Origin of the sequence: Pseudomonas sp. FSL L8-0168 (genome assembly GCF_037976155.1) — a bacterium.
Lineage (GTDB): Bacteria > Pseudomonadota > Gammaproteobacteria > Pseudomonadales > Pseudomonadaceae > Aquipseudomonas > Aquipseudomonas paracarnis.
The window spans coordinates 1,612,351-1,629,748 of sequence record NZ_CP150262.1 but is presented as its reverse complement, the minus strand read 5'-3'; the positions used below and the strand labels follow the sequence as shown (position 1 = coordinate 1,629,748).

Below are 17,398 nucleotides of genomic sequence, written 5' to 3'. Positions count from 1 at the left end.
GTGTCTGCATCGCAGGCAAGCCAGCTCCCACATTTTGTGTCGGCGCACGCGCTTCAGTTTTTCAGTGCCAGCTCGATCAGGGCATGCAGTTCTTCTACCGCCAAAGGCTCTGCCGAAAACAGAATACGAAACACCGTAGGTGCGGCGAGCAGGTTGATCAGATGGTCAACGCTCGGTGGCTGTTCCTGCGGGTAGCGGTCAACAATCACCTGCAACTGCCCACTCAGGATGCTCACGCAATACCCTGGCGTCGGGCTGCTTTGCACGTCGCGCATCATGTTGCGGCCTACGTCCGAACTCATCTCATCCAGGTATTGCTCGGCCCAGGCTTGCAGGTCGCCACGCAGGCTGCCGGTGTTGGCCGGTTCGGTATCGGGGCGCATTCGGGCCAGGGCGACGTCGGCGAGCAGTACTGACAGATCGCCCCAGCGCCGGTAAATGGTCGACGGCGTGACGCCTGCACATGCCGCAATCATCGGCACGGTGACACTGGAACGCTCATGGGCTTCCAGCAATTCGCGCACCGCTCTGTGGACGGATTCTTGTACCCGGGCACTGCGGCCCCCCGGGCGGAGGCCTTCTTTGATCGCCATGGGCAAGACCTTAACACAAAGAATTTGCTTTAAGCGCCAGCGAATAGCACACTGCACAAAAGCAAAATATTAGCTTTAGCGGAGCGTGCCCATGTCCAGTGTCATCTCTCAGCGGTCCAGCCTGGCGTTTCTAGTGATCATGGTGCTGACCTTTCTCGCCGCCTCCAGCGCGCCGACGCCCTTGTACCAGGTGTACCAAGACCACCTGCATTTTTCGGCGGCCATGCTCACGGCCATCTTTGGTGTCTATGCCGTGAGCCTGCTGGCGGCCCTGCTGACGGTGGGGTCGCTCTCGGATTACCTGGGGCGCAAGCCGGTGATCTTCGCCGCGCTGCTGCTCAATAGTGTGGCGATGCTGCTGTTTATCCACGCTGAGAGCACCGCCTGCCTGCTGGCCGCCCGCGCGTTACAGGGCTTCGCGACTGGCACTGCCACAGCGGTATTGAGTGCGACGCTGCTCGATACCGACCGCGTCCGCGGCCCGATGCTCAACAGCCTTGCACCGATGCTCGGCATGGCCAGTGGTGGCCTGGGCAGCGGGTTACTGGTGGAGTACGCGCCATGGCCAACCCAATTGATCTATTACACCCTGCTGGGCTTGATAGTGTTGCAGGCTCTCTATGTATGGCGCCTGCCTGAAACGGTCAGTCGTATACCCGGCGCCTTGCAGTCCCTGGCGCCAACCCTGCATGTGCCGCCGCAGGCGCGCCGCGCCTTGTGGCTGGCGATGCCATTGAATGTGGCCGTGTGGGCGCTGGGTGGGTTCTTTTCCTCGTTGGCGCCGTCGTTGGTGCGCGTCGCCACCGGGTCGACCTCGCACTTGATCGGCGGCGGGCTGGTGGCGGTGGTGACCTTGAGCGGCGCGGTGATGATCTACAGCCTGCGCAATCACGCGGCTGACAGGGTGATGCGCTTGTCGGCTGCACTGCTGGCCGTGGGCGTGGGGTTGCTGCTGGTTGCCGTAAACACCGCCAGCCTGTGGCTGTTCTTTGTCGCCAGTGTGATCGCAGGCCTGGGCTTCGGCGGCGGTTTCATGGGCAGTGTGCGCAGTATCGTGGGCCTGGCGTTGCCCCATGAGCGGGCGGGCCTGATGTCGGCGTTCTATGTATTGAGCTACCTGGCGTTCTGCGTGCCGGCGCTGTTGGCGGGTAACCTGAGCCGCGTCTTTGGCCTGATCGCGACCACGGACGGCTACGGTGCGGTGCTTATCTTGCTGTCTCTCGGCGCGCTTGTTGGGTTGTTGTGGCGGGACACGGCGCAGGCAAGGGCCAGCGCATGATTACGATTAATATAGGTGAAATAGATAACAGTTAGAGATATTACCCGTTATATAGATATTCGATCAGGTTCTATCATGGCCCCAACCTCAAATGAGGAAGAGGATTAACCCATGAGCTGCTCGACCACTCACCGCTACAAACCCTTCAGTCACTTGGCCCGTCCCCGGGAAGTGATTCGCCAGTTCACCCCGAACTGGTTTGCCGCGACCATGGGCACCGGTGTGCTGGCGCTGGCCTTGGCCCAGCTGCCAGTCAGCCTGCCAGGCCTGCATGCCGTCGCCGAGGGCCTGTGGCTGTTCACCATTGGCCTGTTTGTGCTGTTCAGCGTGCTGTATGCCGCCCGCTGGGTGATGTTTTTCCACGAGGCGCGGCGCATCTTCGGGCACTCAACGGTCTCGATGTTTTTCGGCACCATCCCCATGGGGCTGGCGACTATTCTCAACGGCTTGCTGCTGTTCGGCCTGCCGCGCTGGGGCGGTGATGTGATCCCGTTGGCCGAAGCCTTGTGGTGGCTGGACGTGGCCATGTCCCTGGCCTGCGGCGTGCTGATCCCGTTCATGATGTTCACCCGCCAGGAGCACAGCATCGACCAGATGACCGCCGTCTGGCTGTTGCCCGTGGTGGCGGCCGAAGTGGCAGCGGCCAGCGGTGGCTTGCTCGCGCCGCACTTGGCCGGTGCCCATTCGCAACTGGTGATGTTGGTGACCAGCTACGTGCTGTGGGCGTTTTCCCTGCCGGTAGCGTTCAGCATTCTGACCATCCTGATGCTGCGCATGGCCTTGCATAAGTTGCCTCACGCCAATATGGCAGCGTCGAGCTGGTTGGCCCTGGGCCCGATCGGTACCGGTGCCTTGGGCATGTTGCTGCTCGGTACGGATGCCCCTGGGATCTTCGCCGCCAATGGCCTGGCCAGTGTCGGTGAAATGGCCCACGGCCTGGGCCTGATTGCGGGCATTACCCTGTGGGGCTTCGGTTTGTGGTGGATGTTGATTGCGGTGTTGATCACCCTGCGTTACCTGCGCGCCGGTATCCCGTTCAACCTGGGCTGGTGGGGTTTTACCTTCCCATTGGGGGTTTACGCCTTGGCCACGCTTAAATTGGCGAGCCTGTTACAGCTGGCGTTTTTCAGCGTGTTTGGCAGTGTGCTGGTGGTTGCGCTGGCGCTGATGTGGCTGATCGTGGCCAAGCGCACCGTGCAGGGCGCTTATAAAGGCGAGCTTTTTGTTTCGCCTTGTATTGCCGGGCTAGCGAATAAGTAAGCAGGATTAGGTAAAGTCGTGGCCTGATAAATAAAGGCCACGCAGGAACACGGACGACGATGAGCCATCCTTCCCAATTTACCTTGCTGCGCACGCGGCGCTTCTTGCCGTTTTTCATTACCCAGTTGCTGGGCGCGTTCAACGACAACATCTTCAAGCAGTCGCTGATTCTGGCCATCCTTTACAAGCTCACCATCGAGGGTGACCGCTCCATCTGGGTCAACCTGTGTGCTTTGTTGTTTATCCTGCCGTTCTTCCTGTTCTCGGCGTTGGCCGGGCAGTTTGGCGAGAAATTCAACAAGGACGCGTTGATCCGCGCGATCAAGATCGGCGAGATCGTGATCATGGCGGTGGGCGCGACGGGTTTTCTGACCAATCATCTTGAACTGATGCTGCTGGCGCTGTTTGCCATGGGCACTCACTCGGCGCTGTTCGGCCCGGTGAAGTACTCGATCATGCCCCAGGCCTTGCACGACGATGAGTTGGTGGGCGGCAACGGCCTGGTGGAGATGGGCACGTTCCTGGCAATTTTGGCGGGCACCATCGGTGCCGGGATCATGATGTCTTCCACCCATTACGCGCCGGTGGTGGCGGTGGCGATTGTGGCCGTGGCGGTGCTGGGCTACCTGGCCAGCCGCAGCATCCCGCGCGCAGCGGCGTCGACACCGCAGCTGCGCCTGGACTGGAATATCTTCACTCAGTCGTGGGCGACGTTGCGCATGGGCCTGGGGCAGACGCCGGCGGTGTCGCGCTCGATTGTCGGCAACTCATGGTTCTGGTTTGTCGGCGCGATCTACCTCACGCAAATCCCGGCCTATGCCAAGGAATGGCTGTACGGCGACGAAACCGTGGTGACCTTGATCCTCACGGTGTTCTCGGTGGGCATCGCCCTGGGCTCGATGCTGTGCGAAAAACTCTCCGGGCGTAAGGTGGAAATCGGCCTGGTGCCGTTTGGTTCGTTTGGCCTGACCGTGTTCGGCCTGCTGCTGTGGTGGCACTCCGGCGGCTTCCCGCAGAACGTGCAAGCCAACGATTGGCTCGCGGTGCTCAGCTACGGCCAAGCCTGGTGGGTGCTGTTCGATATCCTCGGCCTGGGTGTGTTCGGCGGCTTTTACATCGTGCCGCTGTATGCGCTGATCCAGTCGCGTACCGCCGAGAACGAACGGGCTCGGGTGATCGCGGCCAACAACATTCTCAATGCACTGTTCATGGTGGTCTCGGCCATCGTGTCCATCCTGCTGTTGAGCGTGGCCAAGCTGTCGATCCCCGAGTTGTTCCTGGTGGTGTCGCTGCTCAACATCGCAGTTAACACTTACATCTTCAAAATCGTCCCCGAGTTCACCATGCGCTTCATGATCTGGCTGCTCAGCCATTCCATGTACCGCGTGGAGCATCGCAACCTGCAAGCCATCCCGGATGAAGGCGCGGCGTTGCTGGTGTGTAACCATGTGTCGTTTGTCGATGCGCTGTTGATTGGCGGTGCAGTACGTCGGCCGATTCGCTTTGTCATGTACTACAAGATCTACCGCTTGCCGGTGCTCAATTTTATCTTCCGCACCGCTGGTGCGATTCCGATTGCGGGGCGCCATGAAGACATTCAGATCTACGAACAGGCGTTCGCGCGCATTGCTCAGTACCTCAAGGATGGCGAGTTGGTGTGCATCTTCCCGGAAGGCAAGCTGACAGCCGATGGCGAGATGAATGAGTTTCGTGGCGGGGTGACACGCATCCTGGAGGAGACGCCGGTGCCGGTGATCCCCATGGCGTTGCAGGGGTTGTGGGGGAGTTTCTTCAGCCGCGATCCGAACAAGGGCTTTTTCCATCGGATCTGGTCGCGGGTGGTGTTGGTGGCGGGTGAGCCGGTGGAAAGTGAGACGGTGACACCGAATGCTTTGCACGCATTGGTTGGAAAATTACGCGGAAGTTTAAGGTAGTTTTTCGTCGGTAATGGAGGCTCATCAACGATCCGGATTGTGCGCTGGTCTGGTGCTTGATGAGTATCTTCTGCACAGGCGTCGGTAAATTTCCACTCGGTTTCAGGAACGTTTTCGGTCCGTAGCACCACCTAACCGTCGTAATCCCAAATGCATGTTCGGAGGTTAGTGATGGAAACGTCGCCTGTTGCACCATCGACTGCTTCACGCTCCAGCGAAGATGAAAAAAACGACGCAGGCTATCGACAGGCGGCTGACCCTGCAGCGCAGGGTGCTCAGGCTGCTCCGAACACGGCCAGTGTGCCCTTTATGTACAGCAATGAGCATGATGCTTCCCGGGTAGAGACCAGCTCTGCCCGGGTGGGGCCGGTGACCTATGGTGGCGATAACGAGCTTCAGAGGCAGCCAAGGCAATCCGATGCGTCGCAGGATGAGCCATACAACCGGAATGCTCCCAGTCGAGACCAGGTTAGAGCCGCTGCCCGCGGCCAGCAAGGTCCCATAAACTTTGATGGGCAGCCGCCGACTCCCATCACCACCCCTCACTATCAGGACGGCAATGTTCGTATTGATTTCTCCTCGGTCTCAGCCAATGACCCGAACGCCCGTCTCAAGCGTAATGAAATTCTGCAAATATCTACCGGTCAGGGTGACGACAACGTCAGTGTTGAAAGAAGCAGCGATGGCGGGATTCTTGCGCACGTCAATGGACAGTCATACCAGATACCGTTCATTGAGAACTCCGCTAATCAACAACGCGTTCTCATCAGTACCGGCGATGGGAAGGATGCCGTCAATATCGATTATGGCGGCGACCAGGACACGATTGTCGATCTCGGGCGGGGTAACGATTCTTTTTATGGCGGGTCAGGCCGAACGAGTGTGTTTGGGAGCGATGGCTCTGACATCATTAATTTGGGAAGCGGTGACAGCTACGCAGAGGGTAATGACGGGAATGACTTTATTACGGGCGGTACCGGCAATACGGTTATTTTTGGTGGCAATGGTAGTGATGAATTGCGTGCGGGCGGTGGCTCGGACACAAAAGTGAGCTACGTGGATGGCGGAAACGGGAGAGATTCAATATTCGGCGGGAGAGGGCGCAATATTTTGCATGGCGGGCGCGATGACGATTTCATCTTTGGTGGTGACAGCAATACTATCTACACGGGCAGAGGAGAAGATACTGTCGAGACTAATAGCCAGTCCGACACCGTATACGGGCAAGTCGGAACTGATGATTTGAGCCGTGTGCGCTCACCTGCGAGCGTTCGTCATCTGCCCATTTCAAATGACGGTGGCCGTATCAGAATCGAGGGGAGCGAAGCGTTCAAGCAAAACATTGAAGACACCTTGGAGTTTTACCGCAGCTCACCGGTAGGGCAGTATACGCTAGCAAAGATTGATTCGCTTCCCGCACCTCTCGTTATCCGGGAGGGGTTCAATGGCAGTTTCTATCATTACAGTGATCCCGGCAGTGGGAATGCGCGCGATGATGAGAATCGCCGTATAGGACTTGCAGACGGCTATATATCAGGCGGTGTTGCGGGTACGCCGGCGACAAACCCATTGGTGACTCATCAGCGTAATTTCATTACGCCTGGAACCGGGCGGCCTCCAGCCGTTGTGCTTCATCATGAATTGGCTCATGCGATCAATGGTGGCGAAGGCACCTTTCTGTCAGGGAACACTTATATCGGCCACTCTAATCCAAGATTTGCCTACGAGGCCAATAACGAGCGCCAGGCGGTCGGACTCCCGTCCAACCATTCACCTTATCACTTCAACGGGCCTGGGCTGCCAGCCACCACTTACAACCCATGGCCCTATAATGAAAATGCGCTGCTGGCGGAATTCGGTTTGCCGATACGGCCTAGGTATTTCGAATAGTCATCAGTACCATTGCGCATGATCTGCACGCTCAGGGCCTGTTGTAATGCTTCAAGTAAGGCCCTGAGAAATGTGAATGTTGCTGTCGGAAAATTCTCGAAACTTACTGCATAGGGTAAAAAGTCATTCAGCTGACGGAACGGTTTCGTCAGGCCCGCCACATAGTCATCGCAGCTAATTAATGCTAAGGATGACTTTCTATGAATATGCCTGTTGGTTCTCCGTCTCTTCACCACTCTCCAGCCCAAGGGACCGTTACGGGCCAGCTAAATTATTTGACGGGTATTGATAAATCTCAAAGTAAATCTGGCGTGACGTCGGCACCCGTGAAGATCATTCCAAATATGCCTTTCAGTGAGGATGGAATACAGATAGAGCTGAATGTTAGAGGTGGCAAAGGATTTTTCGGGCCACCAAAAGAAGAGAATTTGGTCATCACGACGGGAAATGCAGCCGATAAAGTCCATATAAAAAAATCTAACGATGGAGGGCTGATTGCTGACATTAACGGCAAGTCCTATGAGATTCCACTTTATCAGGATGAAAGAAGTCGTCAAAAGATTGAAATCCACACCAATGGCGGAGACGATGACGTGTCTGTTGCCGATGATCTTGAGCTGCCGGTGAGCGTCAAGCTGGGCGATGGTAATGACAGATTCAAAGCCGGCGGGGGCAGGACCAATGTATATGGCGGCGCAGGTAACGATACGCTGACGCTGGGCGCAGGGGTTGCTTATGCCGAAGGTGATGACGGTGATGACTCCATTACTGCAGGCCTAGGTTACAGCGTCATGTATGGGGGTAACGGCAACGACAAACTACGTGGCGGGAGCGGCGGCAGTTACATGGATGGGGGGCGCGGAAATGATCTATTAGAGGGCGGCTCCGGACATAACGTCATGCACGGTGGCAGGGATGATGATGTTCTCATTGGTGGGAAGGGGCGTAACATCTTTTACAGCGGTAGAGGGCTTGACACGATCAACTCAGTATCGGATGTCGATTCTATCTATGCGAAAGACGGCGACGGTATCAAGCGAACGTTCGGTTCGCAGTTGAAGATAGTGTCTCCAACAGAAGTCGGCAGTAAGGCCTTTAATGTCGAGGGGACTGAGGAATTCAAGCAGCGTTTTAACGACGACCTTGAATTTTTGCAAAGTTCTCCAACGGGACAGAAAATGTTGGGTGCATTGGATAAAACGCCTGAGCGAATCAAGGTTGTGCAACAGCCCGAAGGGGAGGGCGCTTTTTATAACTATGGGCGTAAAGGGGTCGACGCGGGTGACCCTCGTCAAGAACCACCGAATGATTGGGCTCATGGTTATATCAATGACGGTATCCCGGGCGCTCCGGCAGATGACGCAACGATTCTATTCGACCCTTCATTTGTGGTGGAAGAGCATAAGCGGCCGCCCATTATTCCGCTGTTTCACGAGATGGGGCATGCCTATAACGGTGTCAATGGCACCGCATTGGCTGGTGAAACTTTTGTAGGGGCTGATCAAGCTGATCCTGACCGGCCGCAATTTGAGTCAAACAGGGAGCGGCAGGCAGTAGGCCAGCCGACTAATGCGCCACCTTTCGACTTCGACAACGATCCTTCAACGCCACCTACGAATACAAACCCGGCATGGGCCACTGAGAATGGCCTTGCTGACGAGCTGGGAACTTCGTTGCGTGAGCGGTACTTTGCTCGCTGATTAAAGGAAGTCGCTCCCAATGCCGGGAGCGACCAATGACTCAGGCGCTGATCTTGAGGCCTATCAACCCACAAATAATCAACGCCACACTTGCCAACCGAAACAACGCCATGGACTCCCCAAACAGGATAATCCCGGCGATTACGGTGCCCACGGCGCCCACGCCGGTCCAGATGGCATAGGCGGTGCCCAGCGGCAACTCCTTCATGGCCAGCCCCAGCAACCCCAGGCTGACAGCCATGGCGGCAATCGTCAGGGCGGTGGGCAGTGGCTTGCTGAAACCGTCGGTGTACTTCAGGCCGACGGCCCAGCCCACTTCAAACAACCCGGCAAAAAACAGAATGATCCAGGACATGATGACCTCGCTTCTATCAAAGTGGGGTCGTCCCCGGGTAAGCGCTTGATAGCGTCGCGAGGTCGTCCTCGCGAAGCTTGGTAGAGTGCCGAAAACGGCTGAGGCGATCAAGGTTACGGCGCGGCTTCCAGCGTGCGGCGGTCTTCCTTTTCGCTCATACGGCGGAAATACGTCGACAGCAATGCTCCGGAAATATTGTGCCAGACGCTGAAGAGCGCACTGGGCACTGCCGCCAGCGGTGAAAAGTGTGCACTGGCCAGCGCGGCACCCAGCCCGGAGTTCTGCATACCGACTTCCAGCGCCAACGACTTGCGTTGCGCCAGTGGCAACTTGAACAGGCGCCCGGTGAAGTAGCCCAACAGGTAACCGAAGCTGTTATGCAGCATCACCACGGCCATGATCAGCAGGCCCGATTCGGCGATCTTCGCCTGGCTTGCGGCCACCACGGCCGCGACGATGATCACAATACTGACCACCGACACCAGTGGCAGCACCTCCACCGCATGACGAACCCGCTCTCCCAGCACCCGTTGCGCGACCACGCCGAGCACGATCGGCAGCAGCACCACTTGCAGGATCGACCAGAACAGCTCCATGAACGATACGGGCAGCCAGGCCGAGGCCAGCAGCCAGATCAACGCCGGTGTGAGCAGCGGGGCGAGGAGGGTGGTGACGGCGGCAATCGCTACCGATAAGGCCAGATCACCCCGGGCCAGCCAGGTCATCACGTTGGACGACGTGCCACTTGGGCAACAGCCGACCAGGATCACGCCAACGGCAATTTCCGCCGGCAAATGGAACGCCTGGCACAGCAACCATGCCACGCCCGGCATGATCACGAAATGCGCGACCACGCCCAACGCTACGCGCCAGGGGTGGCGAGCGACTTCGGCGAAGTCTTCCAGTTTCAAGGTCAACCCCATGCCGAACATCACCAGGCCCAGCAGTGGGACGATGGCGCTTTTCAGGCCGATGAACCAGCTGGGTTGGAGAAAGGCGACAACGGCAAAGATCAACACCCAGTAGGCAAAGGTGTTGCCGACGAAGCGGCTCAAGGCGGCGAGTGCGCGCATGGGGATGTCCTTTTTTATTCGATTTCTGAGTTGTCGATGCAATCAAATGTGGGAGCTGGCTTGCCTGCGATAGCGGAGTGTCAGTCGGCACTCCTCTGGCTGACACTCCTTTATCGCAGGCAAGCCAGCTCCCACACTGACCGTGCCCGCATTGGATCGGTGTTGCTTAGATGCCCTGTGGTGTCTCTTCGCCGCCCAGTGCCTCGACCAGCGCCGGCAGGAAATCGCCGAAGGTCAGCATCATCAAGGTAAAGCTGGCATCCAGTTGGCCCAGGGCTTCGTCGCCGCCGTCCTGTTCCGCCTGGTCTTGCAGCAGGTCTTCGAACTTCAGGCGCTTGACGGTCATCTTGTCATCGAGCATGAAGGACAGCTTGTCCTGCCACGCCAGGGACAGTTGGGTCACGACCTTGCCGGTGGTCAGGTGCAGCTGGATCTCTTCGCCGGTCAGGTCCTGGCGTTTGCAGCGCACGATGCCGCCGTCTTCGTGGGTGTCGCGCAGTTCGCATTCGTCGAGGACGAAGAAGTCATCAGCCGGTTTCTGGGTGGTGACCCAGTCAGTCATGATTGCAGTTGGTGCGGTTTTTACCGTCAGAGGGCGGACGGGCAGGGTGCCGATCACTTCACGCAGGGTCGACAGCAGGTCTTCGGCACGCTTGGGGCTGGCCGAGTTGACCAGGATCAGGCCCTGTTTCGGCGCGATTGCAGCGAAGGTCGACGAGCGACGGATAAAGGCACGCGGCAGGAAGGCCTGGATGATTTCATCCTTGATCTGGTCGCGCTCCTTCTTGTAGACCTTGCGCATCTGCTCGGCTTCGATCTCTTCGACTTTCTCTTTAAGTGCATCACGCACCACGCTGCCCGGCAGGATGCGTTCTTCCTTGCGGGCGGCGATCAGCAGGAAATCTCCACTGACGTGAACCAGGGGAGCATCTTCACCTTTACCGAAAGGTGCGACGAAACCGTAAGTGGTCAACTCCTGGCTTGCACAAGGGCGCGCCAGCTTGGTGGCCATGGCCGCTTCCAACGCCTCGGCATCAACAGGCAGATCTTGGGTCAGGCGATAGATAAGCAGGTTCTTGAACCACATGGGGTGAGTCTCTCCTCTATACAAAGGGGGGCATTATTCTCTTGATCACGCCGCAGGCCAACCCTGCCTAAGCCATTGGAAGGGCTGAAAAAAAAGATTTAAGAAAGTGCTTGCCAGACTTAGGGTCGCTCCGTAGAATGCGCGCCACACCGAAACGAAGGGTGATTAGCTCAGCTGGGAGAGCATCTGCCTTACAAGCAGAGGGTCGGCGGTTCGATCCCGTCATCACCCACCATTCGCTTCAGTGTTACGCGCAGCGGTAGTTCAGTCGGTTAGAATACCGGCCTGTCACGCCGGGGGTCGCGGGTTCGAGTCCCGTCCGCTGCGCCATATTCGGTCACCTGGAACGCTGAACGCCAGGTAGCCAAAGAAAGCCCGCTCATCGAGCGGGCTTTTTTCTGTCCGAAATATGGCAAAAAATCGTGCGCTAAACTTTTTTTAAATAAATTGCATTTAAATCAAGACATTACGATTTTTTGGTGTATGATGCGCCCACACCGAAACGAAGGGTGATTAGCTCAGCTGGGAGAGCATCTGCCTTACAAGCAGAGGGTCGGCGGTTCGATCCCGTCATCACCCACCATTCGCTTCAAGTGTTACGCGCAGCGGTAGTTCAGTCGGTTAGAATACCGGCCTGTCACGCCGGGGGTCGCGGGTTCGAGTCCCGTCCGCTGCGCCATATTCGGTCACCTGGAACGCTGAACGCCAGGTAGCCATAAGAAACCCGCTCATTGAGCGGGTTTTTTTTCGCCTGCGATTTAACGCACCTTACGGCGCGTTGCGGCTGTGGCGGTAATCGCTCACGGCTTCGTACACCGCTTTGCGTAGTCGGTTGATCCCGCCGATGGGGCGGTGCGCTTCCAAACCGAACCAGGGGTTGAACGACTGGTTATCGCACGCCAGGTTCTGCGCCGGCGTGTCGAAGTCCTGGGCGGGAATCCTGACCTTGGCCACCGTTTCATACGGCGCGTCGCTTTCCTTCCACTCGATGCTGGTGTCTTCGATGGGCATGAAGGCCTGCGGGTTTTGCCGCTGGATCTGCAGCACAAAACACGCGTCTACGCGGTCGGTGGACAGTTGCTGGTTGAGCGCGCTGCGCAGGAAGTTGGGCAGGTCCTGGTTCTGTTTGGGCAACACATAATCCGGGCAGCTTTGCGGGTCGGGCGCCACGCGAAACTTGGCGTTGGCCGCGCCAAACTTATAAGGCGACACTGAAAAGTAAGTCGTCTGCGTCGGGCTGGCCGGGGCGGGCGCCAGGGTTGCCAGGGCGATAAACAAGTGACGCACTTGCCAGCTGCGCGGATCGAGCTTGGGAAAGAACGCCAGGACCTTCTTGCCATCCGCTTGCGCACCGATGTTCTGCGCGTATTCCGCGACATCGCTGACAAAGAAGTTCGGATGGCTGAACATCACGAAATCCTGCTCGGTGCGCGCTTGCTGGTCGGCCATCAGTTGCTTGCCCGGCACATCCAACAGCTTGATCGCCAAGCCGCGGGCATCGCGGATGCTATCGAATTGCGGGTAGGCGTTGCCGTTGGACAGGCGCATCGTCGCCTGCCAGGTCTTGCCCGGCTCGGCGAACACACCCTGGCGCAAGGCCGGGTCGAGATCCGCCAGAACGCTGACCTCGGCTTTCACGCACCCATGGGCCTTGGCATGGGCATCACGCAGGTAGCGAGTGCCTTCGCGATGCTGGTCAACGATGCGCACGGCGGTCTGGATGATGCCTTGGGTCATCGCCGCCTCACCCGGCGGGATCTGTTCCTTCACCGACACCGGGCCCCTGTGCTGCCAGGCGAACCAGGCCGTGGCCAACACCCAGCCCAGCAGGCCCAGGCCCAGCAGCCACAGCAGGGTTTTGCCCACAAAGGCGCCAAGGCGCAGCCAGAGACGAGCAAGCATGGAGCGGTCCTTGTTTTGCGATCGGATAATCATGGCAGTTGTTGCTCCAGCGGGCCGCCCAGCACTTTGAGGTATTCGAGCAGCGCCCAGCGTTCCTGCGGCAGCAGGCCACGGCCGATAACGCCATTGCCACGTTCGCCGGCACGGAATTCGTGGCCGCTGTTGTGGTTGCCGGTGACTCTGGTATCGAACAGGAAGGCGTTCTTGAAGGCGGTGGTCTCAAACCCCAGGTGACGCGGGTCGTAGTTGAAGGTGCCTTTATAGAAAGTGGTGCTGCGTTCGTCCTGGGGCGAGAGCAGTTGGTAGATCGTCGGCACCGAACCGTTGTGCAGGAACGGTGGGGTGGCCCATACGCCTGCCAGTGGCCGCGCCTTGTAGGCACGCAACTCGCGTACGCCGATGGGCAGGCCGAACCCGTCCAGGCCCGGGCGCTCGGCCGGGGTCACGCCCGCCGCACGGTAGGCATGCTCTTCGACGAAGGCGGTGACATAGGCCAGGCCTTGGGCCACCGACATTTTTTTCAGGTCCAGCGGCGCGGTGGGGGTGGGGTGCAGTTCGACATTGAGCCGGGCCAGTTCGGCCGGGTCCCATTGCAGCGCGCTGAGGTCATAGCGTTGGTCGGCAATGTTGTTGGCTGTGCCGGGGTCGGTGCCGATGTAGTCCACCGGCAGCATTTTCAACTGCTGCACCGGTCGGCCGTTTTCTTCGGTAACGGTGGGCAGGTGGCAGCCGGCGCAGTTCTCGGCAAAGAGTGCGCGGCCCTGGGCGGCGAGGGGTTTGTCGATGGCACCGAACAAGTCTTGCGGCCAGGTCGGCGGCTTGAGCCGTTGCAGGGTTTCTTCGATCAGGTGCAGGTCGCGCACCCGTACGCTGGATGGGTAGCGGGCATCGCCCTTGAGCGGTTGCCCGGCTGCGTCGAAGAACGCCAGAGTCGCGCCTACGCCAAGGGCTTCGCCGATGTTGCGCGCCATGGGCTGCTGTGCCGAGCCATTCCACTGCACCCAGTCGAAGGTCCAGATATCCCACAGCTGCGGGTAGTCAACCGGCGCATTGGCGACGCGATAATTGTCGGGGGAAATGGCGTCGCCAAAACTGGCGTTGGCGATGCGTCCAAAGGCGTCAGTACGGCCCGGACCTTCTTCGGTGGGGTAAAGGCCACGGTGGGTGTCATTCCAGGCGACTTTGAGGAACTGGTTCAGCGATTGCTTGAAGTCCTTGCGCAGTTGATCGCGCTGGGTATCGTACTGATCCCCCAGCACCTTGTGAGCAAAGCGCTCAAACTTCCATGGGTTGTAATAGGTAGCGGCCAGGCTCGCGACCAGGGCCTGGCCGAAACTGCCACCGCGCAACGTGGGAACGCTGGAGGGCAGTACGTGTTGCGCCGAGCCACCGTCGATGCGCAGGGCCTGGCCCTTGTAGTGCAATTCGCCGGTGTGGCAGGCCGCACAGGTGATATCCAGGTACTGAGCCCTGCTGTCGGCGTTCTGGTGCCGGGCGAACCCTACTGGCAGGTTGCCAGGGTTTTGCGCGGTGGGCGTCTGCTTGGGGTCGACCAGGAAGCCAAAGCGCGCCAGGTACTCCGGCGCGGCAAAGCGTTGCTCGGAAAACGGCAGTTCCAGGGCGGTGAACCAGTCGTAGTGCAGGCCTTTTACTTGGGTGCCCTGGGGCGTGAAGTAGTAGGTCTGGCGGTCGTCGGCACTCCATTGCTCCTGGTAGTGCACCTGCTTTACTGGCACGTAGTCCGGCAGCTTGGGGTTGAGGGTGTAGTAGAGCACCACGGCCAGAATCAGGCCCAGTGCGATCAGTATCAGGAGTAAAACACGGGAAAAAATGCGCAAGATAACTATCCTTGTCGAATTGTCGCGTTGTTATGCCACTGCGCCACAGGTGCGGCAAGTAGCAATTGGCCCGCTATCAGGCGGTTCCGCGATCCGTCGCGGGGCCCCATGATAAATGGAAATGCTTTTAAACACGTGAACTTATCAGAAGTTTCCTGCTCACATGCCGGTAGCCATTGGTCGTGGCCGCCTGATAAGCTCGCGACTTTATTCGAATGCCCTTATGGCGCATGAACAAGGAAATAGCATGAAACAGCATCGGTTGGCGGCGGCGGTGGCCCTGGTTAGCCTGGTACTTGCGGGTTGTGATTCGCAGACCAGCGTAGAGCTGAAAACCCCGGCGCAGAAAGCTTCCTACGGCATCGGCCTGAACATGGGCAAGAGCCTTGCCCAAGAAGGCATGGACGACCTGGACTCCAAAGCTGTTGCCCAGGGCATCGAAGATGCCGTCGGCAAGAAAGAGCAGAAGCTCAAGGACGATGAGCTGGTTGAAGCGTTTGCCGCACTGCAAAAGCGTGCTGAAGAGCGCATGACCAAAATGAGCGAAGAGTCGGCAGCCGCTGGCAAGAAATTCCTCGAAGACAACGCCAAGAAAGACGGTGTTGTCACCACCGCTTCCGGCCTGCAGTACAAGATCGTGAAGAAGGCCGACGGCGCCCAGCCTAAGCCGACCGACGTGGTGACTGTTCACTACACCGGCAAGCTCACCAACGGCACTACCTTTGACAGCTCCGTAGATCGCGGTAGCCCGATCGACCTGCCGGTCAGCGGCGTGATCCCGGGTTGGGTCGAAGGCCTGCAACTGATGCACGTTGGCGAGAAGGTCGAGCTGTACATCCCGTCCGACCTGGCCTACGGCGCCCAGAGCCCGAGCCCGGCGATCCCGGCCAACTCGGTGCTGGTATTCGACCTGGAACTGCTGGCCATCAAGGATCCAGCCAAGGCAGAAGCGGCTGACGCACCTGCTGCACCAGCCGCCAAGAAGTAATCGGCGCCTGAACACACAACGCCCCGTCTCGACGGGGCGTTGTTGTTTTCGGGTGTGTATCAAAGGATGCAAAAATCTTCTGTGGGCGCTGGCTTGTCGGGTTGCCGCATCGCTGTGATGACCGCCAGACGCTCAGCACTCCAAATGTGGGAGCTGGCTTGCCTGCGATGACGGCCTGCCAGCCTACACCTACTAACTGACACACCACGATCAACCTGTGGGAGCGGGCTTGCTCGCGAAGGCGGCCTGGCAGTCAACATAGTTGGATTGTGTACATATCCATTGCTGCGGTAACGGCCACATAGGGTTCCGCCCTGACGGCGGCTCACTTTGCAAGAGCGGCAAAGTAAGCAAAACGCTCTTGCCCCACCACTCGGCACCTCGCCTAGGCTCGGTGTGCCCGTAATCCGCCAGTGATTTGGGGGCCGCCGCCACGCGCCATCCATGGCGCGGGGCGGCTAAACCGGCATCCCTGCCGGTTTACCCCCCAAATCCCTGTCGAATTCCGGCCAGCGTGGTTTAACGGGGCGCCTAAGATCAAAAGCAGATCAAGATCAAGAGCGGCTCGCTTCGCATCGTGGTTAGCGTTGGCTGCTACAGCCTGTAAAGTTGTGTTGATGCCTAAGGCAATCGCAGGCAAGCCAGCTCCCACATTTGGAGCCGGGGGTGTCTGGGAGATAGGCATCGGCTGGCAGGCTGCCACGTCGTACCGGGTCGTGTAGATGTCTATGGCTATCGCACGCCAGCCAGCCCCTACGTTGAAGCCTCTGCAAATCCAAACGAACGTCTGCAACCGGACACAGTCTGATATAAGACTCGAGCACGGGTAGCCGCACATACATGCCAAGTCAATGAATTCTTGGGTTTTTTTTATGTGCGCAAAAAACGCCCGATCTGACTGTAGGCCTTGTAGTCCGTGGCTTTCAGCCGATAAAACAGGCTCTGTTCACAAGGTTATCCACAATTTGTGTGGATAACCTTTTATGTCGCCTGGAACTGGAGTGCCCTATGAAACCACCGTTCAATTTCACCCGTTTCCTGCCTATGGCCGCACGCTTGCTCGGTCGGGGGCGTTTGCCAACCTTGCTGTTTGCCGTCGCTGCCAAAGGTTCAAGCCAAGGCAATCGACTCGGCCAGCTCAAGGACGATCTCAAATTGCTTCAGGCCCTTTGCCTGGCTTACTGGCGTGGCGAATACCGTGCTATCAGCCCCAAGGCGCTGATTTCGGTGGTAGCGGGGCTGATGTACTTTCTCAGCCCGATTGATGCCATTCCGGACTTCCTCCCTATGTTCGGCATGCTCGATGACATCGCCGTGCTGGCATGGGTCATGAAGACCCTGAGCGGCGAACTGAGCGCGTTTCGTGCCTGGCGCGATGGGCAGCGCCCGGAAAAACTTGCGGTGGTTGAGCGCCTGCCAGCGACGCCTGAGCTGCTGGCCCGGGAAAACCCGCAAAAAAACTAATGTTGCCCGGTATCCCCTGCGACCTTTGTGGCTGT

General features: G+C 58.5%; 13 protein-coding genes and 4 tRNA genes. 11 read left to right on the top strand and 6 right to left on the bottom strand.

The features are described 5' to 3' along the window. Positions 1-53: 53 nt before the first annotated feature. Positions 54-593, bottom strand: a complete 540-nt coding sequence (locus MHH62_RS06855; protein WP_014717782.1) for a TetR/AcrR family transcriptional regulator — start codon at positions 591-593, stop codon at positions 54-56. Positions 594-684: 91 nt separating this feature from the next. Here MHH62_RS06855 and MHH62_RS06850 point away from each other — a divergent pair, with 91 nt between their 5' ends. The 5 genes from MHH62_RS06850 to MHH62_RS06830 all read left to right on the top strand — a co-directional run bounded on the left by MHH62_RS06850 (position 685) and on the right by MHH62_RS06830 (position 8,656). Beyond that, positions 685-1,872, top strand: a complete 1,188-nt coding sequence (locus MHH62_RS06850) for an MFS transporter (protein WP_339232729.1) — start codon at positions 685-687, stop codon at positions 1,870-1,872. 111 nt (positions 1,873-1,983) lie between these two features. Next, positions 1,984-3,132, top strand: coding sequence for a TDT family transporter (locus MHH62_RS06845; protein ID WP_014717784.1), 1,149 nt, complete (start codon positions 1,984-1,986; stop codon positions 3,130-3,132). 59 nt (positions 3,133-3,191) lie between these two features. Beyond that, positions 3,192-5,066 carry an MFS transporter gene (locus tag MHH62_RS06840; RefSeq protein ID WP_014717785.1) on the top strand — a complete coding sequence of 625 codons (1,875 nt, stop codon included), beginning with the start codon at positions 3,192-3,194 and terminating at the stop codon, positions 5,064-5,066. 171 nt (positions 5,067-5,237) lie between these two features. After that, the gene (locus tag MHH62_RS06835) at positions 5,238-6,956 is read left to right on the top strand and encodes a M91 family zinc metallopeptidase (protein ID WP_032901942.1); all 1,719 of its coding nucleotides are present in this window, start codon (positions 5,238-5,240) and stop codon (positions 6,954-6,956) included. 200 nt (positions 6,957-7,156) lie between these two features. Further along, positions 7,157-8,656, top strand: a complete 1,500-nt coding sequence (locus MHH62_RS06830; protein WP_020301081.1) for a M91 family zinc metallopeptidase — start codon at positions 7,157-7,159, stop codon at positions 8,654-8,656. A gap of 40 nt (positions 8,657-8,696) precedes the next feature. Here the strand turns inward: MHH62_RS06830 and sugE are convergent, their stop codons facing one another. The 3 genes from sugE to rdgC form a co-directional block, all read right to left on the bottom strand. Then, positions 8,697-9,011 (bottom strand): quaternary ammonium compound efflux SMR transporter SugE, encoded by a 315-nt coding sequence (gene sugE, locus MHH62_RS06825; protein ID WP_003190128.1) that lies wholly within the window; start codon positions 9,009-9,011, stop codon positions 8,697-8,699. Between the two features lie 113 nt (positions 9,012-9,124). After that, on the bottom strand, positions 9,125-10,084 hold the full coding sequence (locus MHH62_RS06820) for a bile acid:sodium symporter family protein (RefSeq protein ID WP_339232727.1): 960 nt from the start codon (positions 10,082-10,084) through the stop codon (positions 9,125-9,127). A gap of 166 nt (positions 10,085-10,250) precedes the next feature. Continuing rightward, positions 10,251-11,171, bottom strand: coding sequence for a recombination-associated protein RdgC (gene rdgC, locus MHH62_RS06815; protein WP_005786703.1), 921 nt, complete (start codon positions 11,169-11,171; stop codon positions 10,251-10,253). Between the two features lie 159 nt (positions 11,172-11,330). Here rdgC and MHH62_RS06810 point away from each other — a divergent pair. The 4 genes from MHH62_RS06810 to MHH62_RS06795 all read left to right on the top strand — a co-directional run bounded on the left by MHH62_RS06810 (position 11,331) and on the right by MHH62_RS06795 (position 11,850). After that, positions 11,331-11,406: transfer RNA gene (locus MHH62_RS06810), tRNA-Val, on the top strand. A gap of 18 nt (positions 11,407-11,424) precedes the next feature. Continuing rightward, positions 11,425-11,501, top strand: a tRNA-Asp gene (locus tag MHH62_RS06805). Between the two features lie 177 nt (positions 11,502-11,678). Continuing rightward, positions 11,679-11,754: transfer RNA gene (locus tag MHH62_RS06800), tRNA-Val, on the top strand. Between the two features lie 19 nt (positions 11,755-11,773). After that, positions 11,774-11,850, top strand: a tRNA-Asp gene (locus MHH62_RS06795). Positions 11,851-11,939: 89 nt separating this feature from the next. On the opposite strand, the gene MHH62_RS06790 is transcribed toward MHH62_RS06795, so the two are convergent. Together MHH62_RS06790 and MHH62_RS06785 are read right to left on the bottom strand one after the other, a co-directional pair. Beyond that, positions 11,940-13,073, bottom strand: coding sequence for a catalase family protein (locus MHH62_RS06790; RefSeq protein ID WP_014717791.1), 1,134 nt, complete (start codon positions 13,071-13,073; stop codon positions 11,940-11,942). 29 nt (positions 13,074-13,102) lie between these two features. Continuing rightward, entirely contained in the window at positions 13,103-14,911 is a 1,809-nt protein-coding gene (locus MHH62_RS06785) for a di-heme-cytochrome C peroxidase (protein WP_020301076.1), read from the bottom strand. A gap of 247 nt (positions 14,912-15,158) precedes the next feature. Here MHH62_RS06785 and MHH62_RS06780 point away from each other — a divergent pair, with 247 nt between their 5' ends. Together MHH62_RS06780 and MHH62_RS06775 are read left to right on the top strand one after the other, a co-directional pair. After that, positions 15,159-15,899 (top strand): FKBP-type peptidyl-prolyl cis-trans isomerase, encoded by a 741-nt coding sequence (locus MHH62_RS06780; RefSeq protein WP_003190133.1) that lies wholly within the window; start codon positions 15,159-15,161, stop codon positions 15,897-15,899. A 1,008-nt stretch (positions 15,900-16,907) separates the two neighbouring features. Next, positions 16,908-17,363, top strand: coding sequence for a YkvA family protein (locus MHH62_RS06775; RefSeq protein WP_020301075.1), 456 nt, complete (start codon positions 16,908-16,910; stop codon positions 17,361-17,363). The last annotated feature ends 35 nt before the right edge of the window (positions 17,364-17,398 follow it).

Bases quoted from the DNA above. Each gene is read 5' to 3' on its own strand.
- MHH62_RS06855 (WP_014717782.1), bottom strand. From the start codon at position 593: ATGGCGATCAAAGAAGGCCTCCGCCCGGGGGGCCGCAGTGCCCGGGTA.
- MHH62_RS06850 (WP_339232729.1), top strand. From the start codon at position 685: ATGTCCAGTGTCATCTCTCAGCGGTCCAGCCTGGCGTTTCTAGTGATC.
- MHH62_RS06845 (WP_014717784.1), top strand. From the start codon at position 1,984: ATGAGCTGCTCGACCACTCACCGCTACAAACCCTTCAGTCACTTGGCC.
- MHH62_RS06840 (WP_014717785.1), top strand. From the start codon at position 3,192: ATGAGCCATCCTTCCCAATTTACCTTGCTGCGCACGCGGCGCTTCTTG.
- MHH62_RS06835 (WP_032901942.1), top strand. From the start codon at position 5,238: ATGGAAACGTCGCCTGTTGCACCATCGACTGCTTCACGCTCCAGCGAA.
- MHH62_RS06830 (WP_020301081.1), top strand. From the start codon at position 7,157: ATGAATATGCCTGTTGGTTCTCCGTCTCTTCACCACTCTCCAGCCCAA.
- sugE (WP_003190128.1), bottom strand. From the start codon at position 9,011: ATGTCCTGGATCATTCTGTTTTTTGCCGGGTTGTTTGAAGTGGGCTGG.
- MHH62_RS06820 (WP_339232727.1), bottom strand. From the start codon at position 10,084: ATGCGCGCACTCGCCGCCTTGAGCCGCTTCGTCGGCAACACCTTTGCC.
- rdgC (WP_005786703.1), bottom strand. From the start codon at position 11,171: ATGTGGTTCAAGAACCTGCTTATCTATCGCCTGACCCAAGATCTGCCT.
- MHH62_RS06790 (WP_014717791.1), bottom strand. From the start codon at position 13,073: ATGCTTGCTCGTCTCTGGCTGCGCCTTGGCGCCTTTGTGGGCAAAACC.
- MHH62_RS06780 (WP_003190133.1), top strand. From the start codon at position 15,159: ATGAAACAGCATCGGTTGGCGGCGGCGGTGGCCCTGGTTAGCCTGGTA.
- MHH62_RS06775 (WP_020301075.1), top strand. From the start codon at position 16,908: ATGAAACCACCGTTCAATTTCACCCGTTTCCTGCCTATGGCCGCACGC.